The 18,185-nt window shown below is 63.4% G+C and carries 15 protein-coding genes; 4 read left to right on the top strand and 11 right to left on the bottom strand.

The window, feature by feature from the left end:
* Positions 1 to 328 precede the first annotated feature (328 nt).
* The 4 genes from HL653_RS12570 to HL653_RS12555 are packed head-to-tail and all read right to left on the bottom strand — an operon-like array spanning position 329 to position 6,171.
* Positions 329 to 850: a lytic transglycosylase domain-containing protein gene (locus tag HL653_RS12570; RefSeq protein WP_253716802.1), complete on the bottom strand. Its 522-nt coding sequence runs from the start codon at positions 848 to 850 to the stop codon at positions 329 to 331.
* Complete coding sequence (gene mobF, locus HL653_RS12565) at positions 840 to 3,827, bottom strand: MobF family relaxase (protein WP_171744805.1); 2,988 nt, start codon at positions 3,825 to 3,827, stop codon at positions 840 to 842. Before mobF ends, HL653_RS12570 begins: the two co-directional genes overlap by 11 nt.
* Positions 3,824 to 5,872 carry a type IV secretion system DNA-binding domain-containing protein gene (locus HL653_RS12560; RefSeq protein ID WP_171744804.1) on the bottom strand — a complete coding sequence of 683 codons (2,049 nt, stop codon included), beginning with the start codon at positions 5,870 to 5,872 and terminating at the stop codon, positions 3,824 to 3,826. The genes mobF and HL653_RS12560 overlap by 4 nt, the downstream gene beginning before the upstream one ends.
* A complete protein-coding gene (locus tag HL653_RS12555; protein ID WP_169476413.1) occupies positions 5,869 to 6,171 on the bottom strand; it encodes a hypothetical protein in 303 nt (100 codons plus the stop codon). Before HL653_RS12555 ends, HL653_RS12560 begins: the two co-directional genes overlap by 4 nt.
* Before the next feature lie 464 nt (positions 6,172 to 6,635).
* Between HL653_RS12555 and HL653_RS12550 the strand changes: the two genes are divergently transcribed.
* Positions 6,636 to 6,962, top strand: coding sequence for a hypothetical protein (locus tag HL653_RS12550; protein ID WP_171744803.1), 327 nt, complete (start codon positions 6,636 to 6,638; stop codon positions 6,960 to 6,962).
* 148 nt (positions 6,963 to 7,110) lie between these two features.
* Here HL653_RS12550 and HL653_RS12545 read toward each other — a convergent pair whose 3' ends face one another.
* The 4 genes from HL653_RS12545 to HL653_RS24490 form a co-directional block, all read right to left on the bottom strand.
* Positions 7,111 to 8,124 carry a DUF2493 domain-containing protein gene (locus HL653_RS12545; protein WP_171744802.1) on the bottom strand — a complete coding sequence of 338 codons (1,014 nt, stop codon included), beginning with the start codon at positions 8,122 to 8,124 and terminating at the stop codon, positions 7,111 to 7,113.
* Positions 8,125 to 8,203: 79 nt separating this feature from the next.
* Positions 8,204 to 8,743 (bottom strand): DUF736 domain-containing protein, encoded by a 540-nt coding sequence (locus tag HL653_RS12540; protein ID WP_253716800.1) that lies wholly within the window; start codon positions 8,741 to 8,743, stop codon positions 8,204 to 8,206.
* A gap of 762 nt (positions 8,744 to 9,505) precedes the next feature.
* Positions 9,506 to 10,411 (bottom strand): DUF4238 domain-containing protein, encoded by a 906-nt coding sequence (locus HL653_RS12535; protein ID WP_171744801.1) that lies wholly within the window; start codon positions 10,409 to 10,411, stop codon positions 9,506 to 9,508.
* Positions 10,408 to 10,530 (bottom strand): hypothetical protein, encoded by a 123-nt coding sequence (locus tag HL653_RS24490; RefSeq protein ID WP_301337915.1) that lies wholly within the window; start codon positions 10,528 to 10,530, stop codon positions 10,408 to 10,410. The genes HL653_RS12535 and HL653_RS24490 overlap by 4 nt, the downstream gene beginning before the upstream one ends.
* Before the next feature lie 554 nt (positions 10,531 to 11,084).
* On the opposite strand from HL653_RS24490, the gene HL653_RS12525 reads away from it, so the two are divergent.
* From HL653_RS12525 to HL653_RS12515, 3 genes are read left to right on the top strand one after another with little or no spacing between them, the layout of a single operon-like run.
* Positions 11,085 to 11,720 (top strand): hypothetical protein, encoded by a 636-nt coding sequence (locus tag HL653_RS12525; protein ID WP_171744800.1) that lies wholly within the window; start codon positions 11,085 to 11,087, stop codon positions 11,718 to 11,720.
* Complete coding sequence (locus tag HL653_RS12520) at positions 11,707 to 12,507, top strand: hypothetical protein (protein WP_171744799.1); 801 nt, start codon at positions 11,707 to 11,709, stop codon at positions 12,505 to 12,507. Before HL653_RS12525 ends, HL653_RS12520 begins: the two co-directional genes overlap by 14 nt.
* A gap of 41 nt (positions 12,508 to 12,548) precedes the next feature.
* Positions 12,549 to 13,574 (top strand): hypothetical protein, encoded by a 1,026-nt coding sequence (locus HL653_RS12515; protein ID WP_253716798.1) that lies wholly within the window; start codon positions 12,549 to 12,551, stop codon positions 13,572 to 13,574.
* Here HL653_RS12515 and HL653_RS12510 read toward each other — a convergent pair.
* The 3 genes from HL653_RS12510 to HL653_RS12500 form a co-directional block, all read right to left on the bottom strand.
* A complete protein-coding gene (locus HL653_RS12510) occupies positions 13,512 to 15,863 on the bottom strand; it encodes a hypothetical protein (RefSeq protein ID WP_171744797.1) in 2,352 nt (783 codons plus the stop codon). The two genes, HL653_RS12515 and HL653_RS12510, sit on opposite strands and share 63 nt — an antisense overlap.
* Entirely contained in the window at positions 15,860 to 17,374 is a 1,515-nt protein-coding gene (locus HL653_RS12505) for a hypothetical protein (RefSeq protein ID WP_171744796.1), read from the bottom strand. Before HL653_RS12505 ends, HL653_RS12510 begins: the two co-directional genes overlap by 4 nt.
* Before the next feature lie 69 nt (positions 17,375 to 17,443).
* Positions 17,444 to 18,178: a YoaK family protein gene (locus HL653_RS12500; RefSeq protein WP_171744795.1), complete on the bottom strand. Its 735-nt coding sequence runs from the start codon at positions 18,176 to 18,178 to the stop codon at positions 17,444 to 17,446.
* Positions 18,179 to 18,185 lie beyond the last annotated feature (7 nt).

Raw genomic sequence — 18,185 nt, 5'->3', positions numbered from 1 at the left:
CCACGGGGTCTCTTCGTCACGTTTTTTTCCTTTGGTGATGCATTCGGGTCTGGACCGGACACCTCCCATTGGACGAGCATCCAGACATAGTCGGCCAAGTTGCCCAATAGGTTGCGCGCCTCGTTTTCAGACACCGGCCTTTGCAGCCTTCGCTCGAACAGGTCACGGGCATCCAGAACCAGTTGCCTGGAGAGCGCGCCTCTTCGGATCGCCCATCGGTCCTCTCTACCCTCCGCACCATCCGATCGAAGCGTAACCGGAAATTCGCCGGCGTCGTCCGTGACCGAGCTTACCTCACCATAGGAGGTGCCTTCCAATCTCGCGCGTCTCACGGTCGTTGGGCCGAGAAAGCGCTGCGACCGAAGCGACGCGCGAGATGGCGTGAGACGGATGCGACATACATCCGTTGCCGCGAGGCCGTAGGGCTGTGATAGACGCCTATGGCCGTCCAGTAGTCGCCGGTCGCGTTCAGACCCGATAGGAAGATCCAGCGCGCTGCCTGTACATTGAAGCAAGGGTCCGCGATTAGCCACGCCCTGACGTCGGCGGGTCGCCTGCTCACCATCGTGGCGATTTTGAGCACCCAGTAGCTGTTGACCTGGAGCGGTCCAAGATCATGGCTACCGTTGCCGTTCGGCACCTCCGCACCGACCCAGCCACCCTCCTGGTCGCGCAGGCCCCACAGCGTCTTTTCCAGCCATACGCGACCGCCCGCTGCATCGCGAATACAAGCTGCAAGACGAGCCTCATGCTCGGCCGGCGATCTTACTGCCGCGCTGGTCGGTTGAAAGGACAGGGTGATGATCCCCAGAAGAGCCAGCGACGCGAAGCGCATGCCGTCAGCGGTCATGACCGCCTCCATGCTCGTGCCCGTGTGATGGGGATCGTTCTGGCAGGGATGTCGATGGAGCCGGTGCTTGATGAGCGTCTCGGCCGCCGTTCCCCACACGATCGACGCCACTGCGGGCGCGTTCAAGCAGGCCGGAGAGCCACTGGTCCAGAGATCTCGCGGCGGCCTGAGCCCGATCAGCAAAATAGGCCGCAAGGCTGTCTCTGGAAGGTGTTGACCGCTCCGCCCGCTCGGCTAGTAATCGATCTTTTCGCGCCTCTCGCTGACCGCGTTGCTCCTCGCGAAGCCGGTCCCAACGCTCTCCATGTTGGGCGGTTCGTCCCTTGACGCTGTCCCGCTCGATGCGGCCCAATCCCTGAAGCGAAGACGTCTTCTCGCCGGATCGGGTCCTGAGCCGATCGACCAGTCGCTCCCGATCCTCCGTCCAGAGCCGCGCCCCAAAGCGGGCCCGCGTGATCGCAGTGTAGTAGTTTTGGCCGGTCACGAGTGGGGAGTTGACCGGCGCCAGGACATAGACCCGATCGTAGGTCTTGGATTGGGCGGAGTAGACGGTTTCGCCGTAGCCGTGGTCCCAGGTTTTGTGCTGAGACAGGTCGATCTCTTGGCTTCGCCCACCGCGATCCCATCGGATCGTTGCGACCGAGCCGTCGAGGCGTTGCACCGTGCCGCGCTCGGCGTTCTTGAGGCCAAGCTCCTTACTGACCAAGCGCCATTGAATACGGTCCCCGTCGGCGAGGCTCCGCTGCTCCTCCTTGAACACGTTGATTTGAGAGGCACGGCCTAATCGAGGATCCCACTGGATGGTCCTGCCGTGCTCGTCGACCAGATTGACCGTCTGGCGACCGCGCGCATCGCGCCCGATCCCGATCACCTTGTATTCGGCATCGCGGGCGACCCCGAGGCCGACATTGTCGCGGGAAAACACGACGACTTGGCCTCGGGAATAAAACCTCGCGAAATGCTTCTCCTGGTCCGTCATGCCCGACGGCGACAGGATCGACAGCCGAGCTTCCTCGGCCGCCAGCCCGCCCTCCGCTTTCAGCGCCTCGCGAATCCGCGTGTTGACGATCAGACGGGTCGCATTCTCCAGGACGAGGATGTTGGTCTTCGCGCGCTGCTCGGGGCTCAACCTCGTCCAGTCGGCGACCAGCGCCTTGGCAAGGTCTTCGCTGTTCGCGCCGCTGGTGACCGACTCGAGCGCCTTGAGCGATCCATCGTAATTCTGGAGGCGGGCTAGCCGCACCGCCTGCATGATCCCCTCGTTCTCCTGACGAACGGGATCCTTGAGCTCAGCCTTGGGCATGCCGAGCCGCATCATCAACCAGAAGGGTTTGCCCTGCTCGATCGCCCCCGTCTGCCGGGTGTCGCCCAGCAGGATCAGACGCGCTCCGGTGGCACGGCTGATCTCGAGCAGCCGCATCGCTTGCCGGTTGCCGAGCTGGCCCGCCTCGTCGACAACCAGGACATGGCTGTCGTCGAGCTTCGCTCCCCCGGTAGCAAGCAGGCTCGCCACCGTGCGCGACTCGATACTGGCCTTTTGTCCCAGTTCGCTGGCGGCAGAGGATGTGGGAGCAAGGGCGATGAGCGTCGCTGCATCCCCTACCGCCTCTCGCAATGCACCGATGATCGTCGACTTGCCCGAGCCGGCAACGCCATGCACCGCGACGACCCGGTGGTCGGATGTGCCAAGATGGAGGAGCGCTGTCCGCTGTTCGGGTTTGAGATCGCGGGCGATCCCGGCGTCGCGCAACGCCTCGACTGATGCCAACGGCCGGGCATCGTTCAGCGCAAGTGCCAGCTGATCCGATAGCGCAATTTCCAGTCGAGCGGTCTTGCGGGTTGTTCGTCCCCGCGTGTGAACCTCGTCGCCTGTCCGCTCGTGCGTTGCGAGCAGCTTCTCACGGGCCTGATGTCCCTCAACAACGGGACGCACATCCGACAGGCGAACCTCGCCGACATGAGAGGCAAGCGCTGTCTGCAACAGCCGACCGAGATTGTTGACCGCCTGCTTTCCTTCCGACTGTCGGATACCGAACAGCATTGCCCGGGCTGCTGTTGGGGCCTCCACGTCTACCTGGCGCTCACCGACCTTCTCGGCGTCGGCCCGGATTTGCCGCACCGCTTCGGCATGTTGTCCCAGGCGCCCTTCCCACCGCTCGTGAAGCCCTTCGAGCGACATTTTCTGCTTGGGTCCGCGGGTGGCATAGAAGGATTTCTGACGCCCCGCCTGCCCGTCCAGACCATGCTCTTTCGCATGGGCATCGATCTGCTCGGCCCGCTGGGACATATCGACGATCAGGCCTTTGGGCACGCCCCGGATCTCGAACAGGCCCCGGCGCGGGTCGAATTCGACGTCGTAGCCCCGCTCTCGCAGGAGGTGGGCAAGCTCATTCCGATAGACCTGCCCGGCCGTCATCTGCTCGGCGAACATGGCACGGCTTTCGAGGCTGACCTTCCTTGCGCCATCCCGCTCATCGGTAATGTTCATGACGACGACATGGGTGTGAAGGTGCGGATCGAGCTCGCGAGAGGCATGCTCGGTGAAGCGCGCCCAGATCAGGCGCCCAGTCGTCCTCTCGGTGACTTCGCCATCCACGCGATGGCGCATGAGCGCATGTTCTTCCAGATAGGAGAGCGCCGCCGTGACGGCCTTTTCGTGGGCGTCGACGATCCGTTCGTCGTTCGCCACCAGAGCCATGATCGACACCGATTTGGGCGCGTTGACGGCGAAATCCCATCCCGGATGATGCTGGATCTCGCCACCCTTGCGCCGACGGCCAAGCTGCTGCTCGCCGACCTTACCGGCAAGCAATTCCTTGAAGATGCCGAGATCGACCTCGCCCTCCAGGCCAAGTTCGGCGGCGATTTTCCCGCCCCATTGGGACTGCTCCTCGGAGCCTTTGGTGTAATAATCGCCGACGGTATAATAGCGTGCGATGTTCGCAGGTTTGCCTTTGAGCCGGATCGGGTTGATCATGCCGGCCTCGCTGCATTGCGGGTGCCGTCATGACGGCCATGTTGGCTGAGGCGGAATCCGGCTGGCTTGCCGAACAGCTCCAGTGGAGGGGGCGGGGCGGTCGGTTCCCCTTTCTCCGCAGCGTGGGGTGGCGGCGGAGCAGGCTCGTCGTTCGTCGGCGGGATTTCACGATCCATCGTGTCGTCGGGCGCAGCGAACGGTAGCTCAGCACCGGGATCGGTTCGGGTTGTACGACGTCGCTTCGCGGAAGGCGCCTTCGGTGCGGCCGGTGGTCGCGACGATGCTGGCGCGGGGGACACCGCGGGCTCCGGCACAGCCATCCGCACCGGAGCGGTTTGGCGTTCCTCGAAAGCGTCGGCGACGGATGCCACCTTGTTGTAGCTGTCCTCGAAGCGGACAACCGGCAGGCTGCGCCCGAACCGCAGATAGCCCATGAGGTTGGGCAGGTTGGTGACCTCGGTGTGCATGACCAGCGGGCGGGTCACTTGCATGCGCGAGAGGTTCACACCGTCGCGCATGTCGTTCACGCCATAGGACATGCCCTCATTGGCCTCGACCTGTTCAACCTGTCCGAGGTTCTCGCTGACATGCTTTGCGGTGGGGGTGTCGTTGGCGCGCAGCGCCACCCAGGTCGAGCAGTAGCCGGTGATCGCGGCTGCATCCTGGATGCCGTAGGTGGCTTCGAGCTGCGGGTAGCTCTGGAAGCCGAGGATGCCGCAGCCACCATATTTCCGCGCGCGGGCAAGGAAGTCGCCGAGCGAGGGCAGACGCTGGAGCGTGGGAAGCTCGTCGATCACACAATAGAGGCGTCGGTTGCGATCGGGGGTCATGCTCATGATCGCGCTGATCGCGATATCGAGCCACACCGTGATCAGGGGGCGCAGCGAGGGAAGTTGGTCCGCCTTGACGGTGATGAAGAGCCAGCTGTCGTCCTTCTCGTTGGCGACCCAGTCGCGAATCGAGAAGCCGTCGGCGGTGTCGTCGAGATAGGAGAAGCTACGCATCACCGAGGCGAGCTCCGCCTGGATGCCGGCGCTGGTGCGCTCACCCTCAGTCGAGATGAAGGCTGCCGCATCGGTGCCGGCGGCAAAGGCGGCGAGCTCCTTCAACTTGGAGCGGAGCAGCGTGTCGAGCAGGATGGAAACGAGGGTACGCTCCTGCCGCGCCAGCTTTCGCATGACGGCGACCAGCGTGCCACGCGCGGCCTTCGCCCAGAAGGGATCGCCAGCCTTGTCGGGGATCGTCGACTCGGCGATCTGGTCGTAGTGATAGTCCCGCGGCACATCGACCCAGGGCGACCAGCAGTCCGCCCGGGCGTCGAGCGGGTTGAGCAGCACGTCGATCCCCGGCCGGTAGAATTTCTCCACGAAGGTCCCGGCGGTGTCGTAGACGATCGCGCGGCGCTTCCGCTTGCGGATGCCGTCGAGCATCTTAACGATGATGTTGGTCTTGCCGGTACCGGGGGCGCCACAGATGAGGATGTGTTCCGGCTCAAACGCGTCGGGGACATTCACCCCGCCAATGTCGAAGCTGCCCTTGGCATAGCGCCACAGTGCCCGGCGGACCTGCCGCACCGTGCCGAAGCGCGCGCCTCGCAGGAACTGGTTGGAGCCGAGCCCCCTTCCCGTACGGGTAAAGTAGAACCAGGCCCACCCGAGCATGGCGAGGGCGAAGAGACCAGCAAGCATTGCGCCGTGGAGCAGATAGGTCTCGAAGGCGGCGAGGGTCTTGTGCGCGACGCCAGAACTGACGAGCCCTTTGGTTGTGGTCCAGTATTGCTTGCCGACCGGCGTCTTGAACAAAATCGGGGTGGCATTGCCGGGAAGCGTGTCGCCCATGAAGTAGGCCTGCGTGACCTTCAGCATCACGAAGCGCTCATATTCGGACGACTTTTCGAGCGCGTACCAGACGGTGCCACCGATCCAGATCACCAGCCCGGCAAGAAAGGTCTGGTAAAAGACCTGAGTGGTCATGCGGACGTTATGAACGATGGCTTGGCCGCCCCTCGTCCACGAGCCGAGCGTGTCGTGGCGGAAGATGCTCATGGCCGGTCCTGCTCGGGATCGAGCAGCCCCCTTTCACGGAGGAGGCGGCGGGCTTCGCCCAACCCCTTCTGGAGGATGTCGGGAGAACGCTCACCCACTGACGTCGCGAGGATCGCGAAGGCCTGGATGGCGGTCGCGTGGAGCTCGTCGAAGCGGGCATGATAGCCCGACGGATCGGTGCCTTCGAAGCGCTCGAGGATGTCGCGACAATAGGTCGCGGCGCCGAGACCGGCATTGCGCGCCTGCACTGTAAGGCGCGCATAGAGGTCGTCGTCTATGCGGATTGTGATGCGTGCCAAGCGGCGGACTCCTTGTCCGGCGCCCAGCAGCGTGGTGAAGCGTCGTCCTTATAGTCGAATTACACCGCGATCTCAACAATTTATCGGAACTGCCGGTGGCAGCCACCTAGTGCCGAGCGCGATCAGCTACTTAGCCGGCGATACCGCATAGGCTGGCTGCCAGCGGCAGCCGATCAGTGCCGAACCGACTGCCGCGCAGTGCCGACAGGAAGCGGCGCAAATCCGGGCGATTCGTGCCCGCAGCACCCGTGCGTGGGGTGCATTACATCCGCCTTCGGCGTGCGTCCCTCCTCCGCAGCGCGCTTGCCCGCTGCGCCTGTCGATTTTTGTTGGCGGGGGCTTCCCCAGCCGGGTGTCTTGGTTGCGCAATCATGGTCCCGATGCAGGGGAAGGATTGCATGGCGATGATCCCTGATGGATATTGGGTGCTGGCGGGCAGACCTCCTTGAGCAAGGAGTCTAAGAATGCCCAAGATGACGGAACGCGAGCGGCTCGCGAAGATCGAGGCCGATCAGCGGAACCTCGCGCGGGAAGCCGAGGCGGTGCGGCGTGGGTTGCGCGCGCAATATGGGAAGCTGGTGACGGAATTGCCGGTCGAACAGTTGAGCGAGCGGGAGTTTCGCGATGTAATCGGCCAAGCGATCCGGGTTGGCGGTAGCGCTGCGATTTCTGCGCTCAAGGGCCTGACGGCACAAGGCGTCCAGGCGGAACCGTCTCCGGCTGCGGCTCGCAAGCGCGCGGTCGTTCGCCTCGCTGGCGGGGATGATGCCTCAACGCCTGTGCATCCTTAGCGGAAAGGGGAGCGACGTTGGCGGGCGGTACGCCCGGCAAAAGGAGCGGCGCGGGGAAAACCGTTCGGGTTTCCCCCGCTCGTGCCAAAGGCACGACAAGGGGGCGGGAGCGGTTTCCCCCCCCGGCCCTTCGCTTGGTGGCTCCCGATCAGGCCGCTATGACGCGGCGCTTCTTCTTGATCGGCACATCGGGTTGCTGATCTGCCCGCATGAAAACATGGGTCGGGACACGGTGGCCCTTCTCCGGGTTGAACAGGTCATAGAGGCTCGACTGGATGCCGGACCCTTCGCACAAGAGCGCTTCAACCGGCATAAGCTCGGCAATGTCGCGATTGCGTTTGAAGGCTTTTCCGTTGCCGCGCCCATAGAGACCGAAGGCAATGCAGATAACGCCGCGCTGTCCGGCCCATGCGGCTGCGGCTGCATCGACTCCGGCGCGTTGCCCGGTGGTTACAAGCACCATATGGGGAATGCGCGCCCTGATCTGGTCGAGCCGGTTCCAGATGGTCCGCCAATCGTGCCAGTCCTGCGGGCCGGAAACGACGACGACGGGGCCTTGCGGGTCGTATCGGTCGCGTCGCCGTTCGGATCGGGCGCGGAGGAAATCGAGTGCCGAAATCTGGCTGGCGGTGGTGACATGGGACGCGCGCGAACCCTTGGCGGGGGACCATGGGCGACCGGCATAGGCGCGATACATTGCCGCCGCATAATCGCGCATGGCTTCCATGGCGGCGCGCTGTTCCGCGACCGACTGGCATTCAAGCTGGGTGTCCTCCAGTTCCTTGTTGAACACTTCGCCCGGTTCCAGACGGCGGGCCATGTCGCGGATGGTATCGGCCAGCCTGTCCTCGCGGCCTTCGAGCTTGTTCGCCACGAAATGAAAACTGTTGACGAACCCCCAAGCGAGTTCCGGGGCGAGCGTGTCCAGCCGGGTATCGCCTAGCAGGTCGAAAATGGCGGCGACGATACCGCCGCATTCCGCCTGTGCCGCGATCGGGTCAGGGATGAGAAATTCGCCCGGTTCCTCGTGCGCGTCGATGATGGTCAGGGGCAGCGGATCGCCGAACGACGCCACGAAATCGGGTGTCGCGGTCTGTTCAGCATAGAGTTCCGGCAAGTCGGCAAAGCTGCTAACGCTGTGCAAGGCTGTTGGCTTGCTCATGGGATGGACTCCTTGTGACGGGATGACGGTTCAGGACCGGGGAAGCGTTCCAGCGCTCCCCCGGCCCGTCTTGACTGCCTTAGAAGGGCACCTCGTCGTCAAGGCTGCGTCCGTTGCCGGTATAGCCGCCGTCCGGCCCTGCGGTGCTGCCGCCGGAGAAACCGCCGCCCGACCGTCCACCGAAACCACCTGACCGCTGACCGCCGCCCAAGCGTCCGCCAAAGCCGCCGCCCTGTGCCTCGCGTTCGCGTTCACGCCGCCACTGGACGTCAAAGCCGTTCGTCTCGTCCCCAAACAGGGCGATGGGGAGCGGTTCGCGGAAGCTCGGATCATCGACCATGCCAGACAGGAACACCTCGTCATTGGAGCGCATCTTGCGTTCCCACACGACGCCGATCTGGATTTCGTCGCCAGCCCTGCTCGTCTCGTAAATCTCATAGACGGGGGCGCTGTCGCTCTGTCGATCCTCCACGCGGCGCATGATGAGGTAGGGAAAGCGCAGTTCGCGGGTGGCGATCTTGCCGATAATGTCGCTGGCGCGTTCGTCGAATTTGAAGCTACCGATCTTCATGACTTCATCCTTTCTCTGTGCTGTGGCTCGTTTCTCTTTCCCGGCCACATCAGAACCCTACTCCCTCCCCTCCACTACTTCCATGTCATTGATTTCTTGACAGAAATCCATCGTGCCTGGTGAGCCTGAGCATCGAACGGCCGCGTCAGCGGCCCACAAATGACGAAGACGCACCGGCCGCTTGCGGCCGGTTCTGCTTAAATGGAAAGGGAGCGTGGGCCGGCTGACAAGTCATCGCACCCGGAGCCGCCTTCGCAGGTCCGAAGGCGCAGGGCGGGGCTCTTGTCCGCAAGAAGCACGGGAGGGGCTCTAGCGAAGCTTGGCGAAAAGGGGCCGGCGCTTCTGTTGAAAACAGACAAACATCGCCGGCCCCTTTTCGCCTAGCGTAGCTTTGTCCCGACGCAATTCTTGCGGACGAAACCCGTCCTGCAACGCACGGATCCTGCGAGGGCGGCGAAGGGGGCGATGCTTGTCGGCTGGCTCCACGATCCGCATCGCGCGACTAGCGCGATTCTTAGGCGAAGCCTGCATTGCGATGGTCGTGCCGGGCGTCCCAACGCCTCGGGAAGCATGCCTCCCCTGCCCGTGCCCCCGCGGAAGGGATCGTTACCCCGTGAGGGGCCAAGACCCGCCGGGGCTTGGTCGGAGCGAAGCGGAGATAGAGCCCGGTGCCCGCCTTAGCGGGCATCCGCCCAACCTCGGGATACCGATCCTGTCGTCGATCGCTCAGCGTGCAATCCCGAAATGCCCGGTCTTCTCGACAAACCGAGGGCGGACCCTACTGCAATGTACTGGATCGCGGTTGCCGGATCATTGCCCGGTGACAAGCTTGCGCCACCGGGCACCATGGGTGGTGGACCGCTCGAAACCATAGCCAGCCCAGACAAGGTCGTCATCAAGATAGGGATCATCGGCGAGGAGGTAGCGGACTGTCATGCTGCTGCCGTGCTGGATCAGATATTGCTGGTTGATCATGCGCGCCGCGTCTGCTGGCATGGGCGCATTGCTGAACCCGGGCGGACCACCGGCGACGATGAAGGCGCCACACTGTCGATCGAGCGTAAGCCACCAGGCCCGCAGGTCGTTGAAGAAGGCACCGAAGATGGATTGGTGGCCCGGCGCCGAGATCATCAGCGTCGGGTTCGTCGAGGTGCGTAAGGGGATCGGCGAATGGCAGATCATGAGGTTGATGGCGCCGGCGTCTTCGGGAATATTCGTGTCCATGGCACCCTCGCGAAAGAGGGCATGCGCATTGTCAGCGGATGCGGCGATCCACGCGTGCATCTCGCGCTCCTCCTCGCTCAGGTCGGCATCGAGGTGACCGTCCGCGACGCGGGCGGATTCACCTTCGATGAAGCGCAAGGTTTCGAGATTGCGTCGTTGGAGGTGTCTGGCGAACCCACAGATCGGGATCCTGTCGTCCTCACTGAGGCTGGTGCCGGCGCTTTCGACGATCTTCCGCCAGGTTGGACTGTTGGAAAAGGGCGTCTCGATCACATGGTTGATCGGGCCTTCGATCGAGCCGGCAACTCCGTCCTCGACATAGTCGTGCAGGGAGTCCTCATAGCCGATCCGGTCGATGGATTTGCGGTCGATCGCGAGGATATCGCCATGCCGTTCGACAACCCGGACCTTCTTGGCATCGTCCCGGCAGGCGAAGCGACGCAGATAGAATTGCGGCACATAATGATGCCGCCTGGGCCGGCCGGCGGTCATACGGGCGCACCCGCGGCAGGGTCCGCTGCCCTGGCCGACGCGGCCTGTGCGTCGACATCAAAGCCGTCGATCGAGAGGCCCACGATCAAGTTGATGAACGCCTTGGCCTGCGCGATCACCGCTTCGGCTTCGTCCCTGTTGCTGAACAAGCCCTGGTGGACGACGGCATTGCGGATGGTGTTGATCTTGCCCGCTGAGCTGATGAGCGCCCTTGCGGTCGGGCTTGTTCGGGGGGTCGCGAAGAAGGCGGGTACGAACAGACGCTCGACCTTCAGCGGCAGACCATTTGCCCATCGCAGGAACTGGTCGATAATGGCGGTATCGAACTAGGTCTTTTTGCTCCACTCGGTTCGCACGGCGTAATTCGCGGCGATTTCCGCGGCCGTGGCGCAGCGGATGATCGCTGCGGACGGTTCATCGCGTCCATGAAGCCCGGATAATTTGGTCCATTGTGACTGGAGTTTCTCAAGGTCTGTGCGCTCGTTATAGGGCTTCCTCGAAGATTTTCGGTGGGCATCGCCTCTGGCTCTTTTCATGCAATCCCCCCTGCTCGACTGTCTGCGCCTGACCGTATCGCATCGTCATCGCGACAGCGAGGACATGATGACTTGCAACCGCCAGAGATTGGTTCACTTTTCTGGTTGGGCGCCAGAACCTGCGCCGGGGGCCTTTGATGACTTCGACAGTGGGTCAGCTACCGAGGATCGTTCAACCCAATCTCAGCCGCTTCTTTGAGCGCGAGATACACCCCGTGATCGAGAGTCTGCCGGCCTCTCCGGTGCTGGAGGGCGGGGAGGCAAGCAGCCTTGATCAGGTCCTTGATCGGGCCGCTGCGCAGGTCGACACCTATACGGTCAATGAGGTGGCCAAGGCGTTCACCTTGACCCTCGCAGGTCTGTTCGAGCGTCAGCTGAGCCGATGGGCGCGGGCGATACAGGATAGCGGACTCGCTGACATGAACGGACTTTGCGGGTTCGAAACGCTGCTTGGCGGTTGCGCGCAGCAGGCTGGAATGGATCTCGCATTACATGGACTGGGAGAAGAGCTGACGCAGATGTTCGTCGTCGCAAATGTCGTGCGGCATGGCGAGGGCCGTTCCTGCGAGCGACTGCGCACGTTGGCACCCGATCTCTGGGACGAAGATGCCGGCGACTATGATGATCTCCTGCCCGGGACGGTGGTTGCGAGCGAGCATGTGCGCATCCGGCCGGCAGACATTGAGCGTTACCTACGGGCTGCCACAAGGTTCTGGGGCTTCGCCGATCCCCTTCCCCTGGCGGTTACGAACGCGACTTATGGGCGGGCGTGACAGGGTGGCGGAGGTTGAACCGGCGGACGAACAACCACGCTACAGGCGTGTGGCCGACATCGGGCGGAGCGATTTGTTCGAGGCACTGAAGTCTCTGGCCGGCTTCTCCGAGAACCCGTTTCTCGTGATGCAGGCGAGCCAGCTCTGCCATGTCGACAATCTGTTGAACGGCCTTGAAGAGCAGGTTCTGCGACAGATGTTGGAGGATGATCCGCCACGTTCGACCATCGCCATGGTGGAGGCGCTGTCACCGATGTGGATCTTCGCGGCCTATGAGTTGCTGCGCACATGGCGGCAGCGCTGCGAGGAGGTCATCAAGCTGGCCGAAAATGGTGGGTTCGACCAGAAGGCGACCCATCTCGAGCGCGAGCTAGGATATCGCCATTATGATCGGGAGCTTCGCGCACAGCAGTTGCGTGACGCGCAGGAACGGCCGGAACTGGTCGAGCAGATGCGCCTCGATCTGCGTCGCACGGAGATGGGGTTCACCACGCTGGAGTTTATCCGGGTTGCGCTTGCCAAGCATGAGGTCAGCAAGAAGGGCAACAAGAAGCCCATTGCCTTTGCCCCGGGGCTCGCCCTCCCCAATCGGCATACCGGCTCGATGGATTATGAGATGAGCAACGGCGGCTCGATCATAGGCTATGTCTCGCGTCGCGACATTGCCGAGACCATCCGGTTTCTCCCCGAGGCGCAGGATCCGAGCGAGGAGGATTTCGCCGGTTTCCGAAACTATATGAACCCGCCTGATGTCGAGCCGCCGGGCCCGAGTGAGAGCGAGTCGTGAGCACGGAGGGGCCTGCGCAACCGCAACCAAAGCCATTCGACTTGCTGGCGTCGCTGTCGGCGTTCGCCCAGCGTGAAGGAATCGCCTTCAACGATCCGACGCTGATCGACAGATTCATGACCGACGCCCGACCGAGGCTGGAGACGGCATTGTCCGACGCCACGCTGATTCACGGCTCGCGGACCGAGCGGCTGTTCGAAGCGACGGTTCTGACGCTCGGGCGCTATCGCATGCTGAAGACCGAGGACATCGGACGCGTGCACGGCCCTGCCAGGGCGCGTGCTCCCGATTTCCGAATCGTTCTGGATGATGGCGAGCAATGGCTGGTCGAGGTCAAGAATGTCCGCAGCATCAAGCCGTTCCGACAGCGCAGCACGATGTCGGCCGCCTATCTCAGGTCGCTGCAGACTTATGCCGACATGGTCGGCACGCCTCTTAGACTGGCGATCTTCTGGTCGCTCTGGAATATCTGGACGATCGTCTCGCCAGAGCGCTTTCGCCGTCCCGATGGCGGCCTGCTCGTGACCATGCAGGACGCGGTCATGGCGAATGAATTTGGGAGGCTCGGCGAGGTGATCATCATGACGCGGCCGCCGCTCCGCCTCGTGGTCGACGCCGACAGGAAGATGCCGCGAACGTTGAGCCCGGAGGGGTTGGCGGAGTTCATGATCGGTGCGGTCCGCATATATAGCGGGGGCACGGAACTGACCGATCCCCGGGATCGCAGGCTGGCCCAGATCCTGTTTCTGTTCGGCGATTGGACCGTGGCTGACCCGGTCGCCCGGATGGACGGCAACGAAATCGGCGGTGTCGAATACGTCGCGCAGCCCGAGGAACCGTCGGACCAAGGCTTTGACGGGATCGGCTGGGCGAGCCGGATTTTCAGTCGCTATTATGCAGCACAGACGGTCGATGGCGATCAGGTGATCCAGCTCCATGGCGAGGCAGTGCCCGAGTGGTTTGCGCCGCTTGGACATTGGGACTTCGAGAACAGCAGGCTGCCCTTATGGCTGGGGCACGTCGAGCCGAACGGCAAGCGCGTCAAGGCCGAGCCTGATCCCGATTGACTGGTCGAGACCGGCGCGAATGGCGACTGCAATCTCACCATTCAGTTCGTCGGATCTCAGACCGAGCAGGGACACCACGCGTCGGCGCAGCTCGGGAATATATTTGAGAAACTCCCGGTCCTTGCGCTGGTCCGCCAGCAGCCTCTCGATCGCCTCCAGGCTCCACAATATGGTGATCCAGCATTCCATGAAATCGACCGGCATGGCCTCGAAGTCTCGCGCGAGCATGACGCGCCGAATCGCGGGATTCACGCCGCAGAAGAAGGCGACAAGGACGCGCACGATGAAGCGTGGCCAGCCAAGGAGGGCGCTGGACGTATTAAGGCCCTTCGGTAGATCAGGGCATTTGGCTTTGTAGAGGAGGAACAGGATCCAGTAGCGTAACCGCAGCACGTCGCTTGACCCGAGCGTCTCCTCGCCGGTTTCGAGCCCTTCGGTATAGCCAAGAATGTGCCGCTCATAGAGCCTGGCATCGACTGGCGTGGGCGGGATCGATGGCGTGTCCGTATCGCGAGGCTCAACCTTGGCATCGCCCCGGTCATCATCGCGGCCACTTTCGGACCTTTCGTCCGAGAGGTCATCGAAGGCGGTGTTGTCTTCAGCGGGTTGGTCCGTTGCAGGGCCTCGGCCGGAGAGCAGGTTAAGGAAGTCGCGAATCGTGTCTCTATAGGTGCCGGACAGGCTGTTATCGCCCGAGCCGAAGGAGCGGCTTGCACCCAAGCGTGCTTGGGTGAACTCCTCATAGCTTAAGGGAACAGGCGCTGCCGGCTCGCCTGCGTTCTTGCGCCCCTGTGGTCGGGCGGCCGACAGGCCGCGCGGCTGTGTCACGGACTCAAAGTCCGCGCGCACAAGGGTCTCGAATGCCTGATGCATCCAGAGATCGAAATCGGCGCCGTCGGTGAAGGGCGCGAGCGCGCGGGCTACGCTTCCGGTCGCTACCTCCCGGCGCCGGGCGCGCAGCATCTCCCGATGGGTGACGTGCGCGAGAGTCGAGACCATGCCGCCTGTGGTAAGACGAGCAAAGCAGAGGGACTTGTGCAATGCCGGCTCTACAGGTGCGCGCCGCCGGTCAACGATCTGGATGAAGCATGTCACCGGGATCGTGCCGATCATGCGGGCGGACCGGTCAAGTAACTGGATGTCTCCGGTCCCGATGCCTGCTCTCGCCGGTGTCCATATCAGTTCGCCATGGTCGAGTTCGAACGTACCGGGTTGCCGGGCCTGGATCGCATCGAGCGGTATCGGGCTCGTCGCGATCGGAGGGGACAGGTCGGAAAGCTTGATGGGTTCCGCGCCGATCCAGCGTTCGAGTCCCAAGGCTTCTCGCGCTGCGCCGGACGGAAGCCTGCGATAGATGCAGGCTTCGGAATTGGCGCCTGGCATTCCTGCTGATCCGAGGGCGGCGCTGGTACAGTTGGCGCTGCCGAACAGGATATGATCGTGATGCGCGCTCGAGGCGATGATGATTTTGGCGTGGGTGAAACGCCGGGATGGCCAGTGAAGATCGACGATCCGCGCCTTCCTTGCAAAGGGCGCATCGACCGGGAATTCATGATGGTTGCGATCCATCGGCAGGATGATCCTGGTCGGGGAGAGACGCCGCGACAGATCGGCCAGCGCAGCAAGATCGTGGTCCCAATAGGGGCTGATCACCATCAGCGCCTGGACCTTCGCCCCATCGATCAGTGACACGAACCGATCCGCAATTCCCATGGCACCGGGACCATGCAGGAATGCGACGCCGGTCCCGTCCTCTAGTTCGTGGGGGCCGGGCCCTACCGGTCCATCGAGCCAGGGCGCGCGCTCGTGCGCCCAGCGCAGCGCATCGCGTGCGGGGGAACTGGCGACGGGCACCAGTGCGTCAAGATAGCGCCAGATGTCGCGAATGATGTCGCGCTCGGGACTTTCCTCGTTCTTGCATTCGATCTCGACCGCGACCTCGGCGTTGCCGGCGAGGCCGGAGGCGGTGAGGTTGGCGGAACTGACGAAAGCCCGGGCGCTTTCCCGGCCGAGCTGCAGAATGATCTTCGGGTGAAAAATACCGTCGGCGGCTGGCGGGCTGTAGAGTGCATAGTCGCGGCCGAGCGCGGCCGGGAGGGTGGCGCCGTCCGAGAGCGAGAGCGCGGTCATGCGCGGATCGGTCAGAAGGAGGAGGTTCGTGGCGCCGCTGGCCATGAGCTGCGGCAGCAGGATTTCCTCGACCGCGGCGAATTCCAGCGCGAAGCTGGAGGCGAAAGCACTATGGAACGGGCGGCCGCTGCGGCGGCCCAGACGATCGGGGAGCTTCATTGGCTGGTGTCTCGCGCCGCCAGACCGAGCGGCGTCAGGCCGTTCTCGTCGAGGAGATGGATGTCGGCGAGAAACTGGATTGCGGATGCCAGACGCGGGGTGGTGGCGACCGGCTGATAGGCGGCCAGAAACACGAAGCGCCCCTCCCGCTGTTCGAACAGGAAAGTATAATCGCCTTGTCGCCTGAGCTTCTGCATGGCGACATGGCTGTGTCGCCGCACGATGCGCTCGCTCATATAGTCGGCGACGAGAGGGACGATGCCCTCCCCTTCCCTGTCTTGCAGCCAGGATATTTCGGTCCGCAGCGAATGGGCCACCCCGCGATCGGGCAGACCTTGCGCGGCGGCGGCGGCAAGGTCGGGGCGGTCGAGGAGCCTCTGGTGGAGCGCTGCGATCAGCAGCAGCGCGCTGACGGCTTTGTCGGCAACCGCGCCGCGGGCGCTGGTGAGTTCGTCCCACACATCGGCATAAGAGAAGTTCTGCGAATCGACCCCGAGACGCAGCGCGCGCCAGCTCAATTTTGGATCGGGGGTCTCCAGCGCCTCCAGATACGCGACGACATCCGCGCGGATTTCCGGGAGCGATCGACCTTGTGGCTCGGCGTTGATGATCGCCAGGCCCCAGCCAAGCAGCGCGGCGCATGCCACCTGCAGCATGTCCTGGCATTGATAGGCTTCCCAGGCGAGGCGTTGGATCTCCAACTGGGAAGCAAGGGCCTGTTCGGGTGGATCAAAGAGATGCCAGCGGACGTCTTCGGGGCCTGGCCATTCTTCTTGCGCGAAGGCGGTTTCGAGGATGAGCGTGAGCGAGGCCGCGCGGCTGGGTCCGGTCAGTCCGGCGTCACCGGTTCGGGCAAAGAGCAATGTTTCGTAGAAGGTCCGCTCCTCGCTTTCTTCGACGATCTGGGAAGGTGCGATGGGTTGAAGCCGGTCGAGTTCGCGCAGGCTGACACGCGCGTCGGCGATCTTGTTTCGCAGGAGCCTGGCGAGGTCCGGTCCGATGGCGTCAGCAAACAGGACAGCCGCGCGATGGCCGAGATCCTTGCTGGCGACCTGGATGCCATGACGGTTCTCGGTGAAGAGGTTCATTTCGGCCATCTGGCTGTAATAAGCGCCGCCGAAGACGCCGAGCGACTGGCGAAGATACCGTTCCTGCGTCGGATCGGTCGATGCAGCCGCCTCGAAGTCGATCACACGTCCTGCGGCCGCGAGGCGGCGATTGGCCCATTCGATGCCGCTGACGCCGGTTTCGCCGGCGCGTGCTGATACGAGGGCATAAAGCGCCTCGGCACGGCGTACCCAGCCTCGCCAGGCTTCGAAGTCGCTGGTCGCGCCCCGGCGGGCATAGGTTTCGCTGACCCAGCAGTAATAGCCATAGTATCGCATCCGCAACGTGACATTGCTGATGCCGGGGAGCAGCGACTGATAGAGCAGCACGCCGCTATTCTGCATGCCGAGCGGGTCGAGCCCGCGCTTGTCAGTCCTTTCCGTCCATTGTGGCAGCAGGCTCATCGCTCCCCTGTGATTGTTCGGGCCGAGGGCCTCATTCCACCATAGTCATGAGCGATGAGGCTATGGTGATCAATCGAGCGGACCATTTGGCATGACTTGGCCAGCGCTTCGGATCGACGTTGCCGCGAGGGCCGCGAGCACAAGGCCCGCAATCACGAAACAGAGATCGCCGGCGATGCGCCACGCCAGCACGCCGGCGACACCGCCGAGCAGAAAGGAAAGCACCGTGCCCATGTGAAGGCTCAGCCGGGTCGCAATCTCTCCACGTTCCGAGGGGTCCGCCTTCCCGCGAAGGATATCGAGCATGCGGGCAAGTCCGATGCCGATATCGGTGGCCATGCCTGATATATGGGTCGTGCGAACGCGCGCGTTCGAGATGTGGGTAACGATGGCGTTCTGCTGGCCCATGAGGAAAGCGAGGCCGCCGATCAGGATCGGCACTCCGGCAGAGCGATCCAGCGCCATGTGTGCGAGACCCAGCGCGGCGAGAAGAGCGGCTTCGACCAGGATCACATGCGCGTAGATCGTGCCAATCCCACGTCGCAGGCCGGCGCTGATCGCGAGCGTCGAAACCAGAGAGCCGATGATGAAGGACAGGACGATGGCAAGATAACCAAGACCTTGGCGCCGTTGCCCCATTGCGAGCAGGCTGGAGAGAGCGGACACATTTCCGGTCATGTTGCCGGAGAAGAAGCCGACCTCGTGAAAAGCGGCGGCATTCAGTCCGCCCGCCACCGACGCCAGCGCGAAGGCAAGTTTGCGGTCCAGCCGGCTGTCGCGTGCATCCCCTTTGGCAATCAGCATAAAGCGA

This window comes from Sphingomonas sp. AP4-R1 (genome assembly GCF_013113735.1).
Lineage (GTDB): Bacteria > Pseudomonadota > Alphaproteobacteria > Sphingomonadales > Sphingomonadaceae > Sphingomonas_I.
Note: the sequence above shows the minus strand (reverse complement) of the source record. Positions and strands in the feature narration are given on the sequence as shown.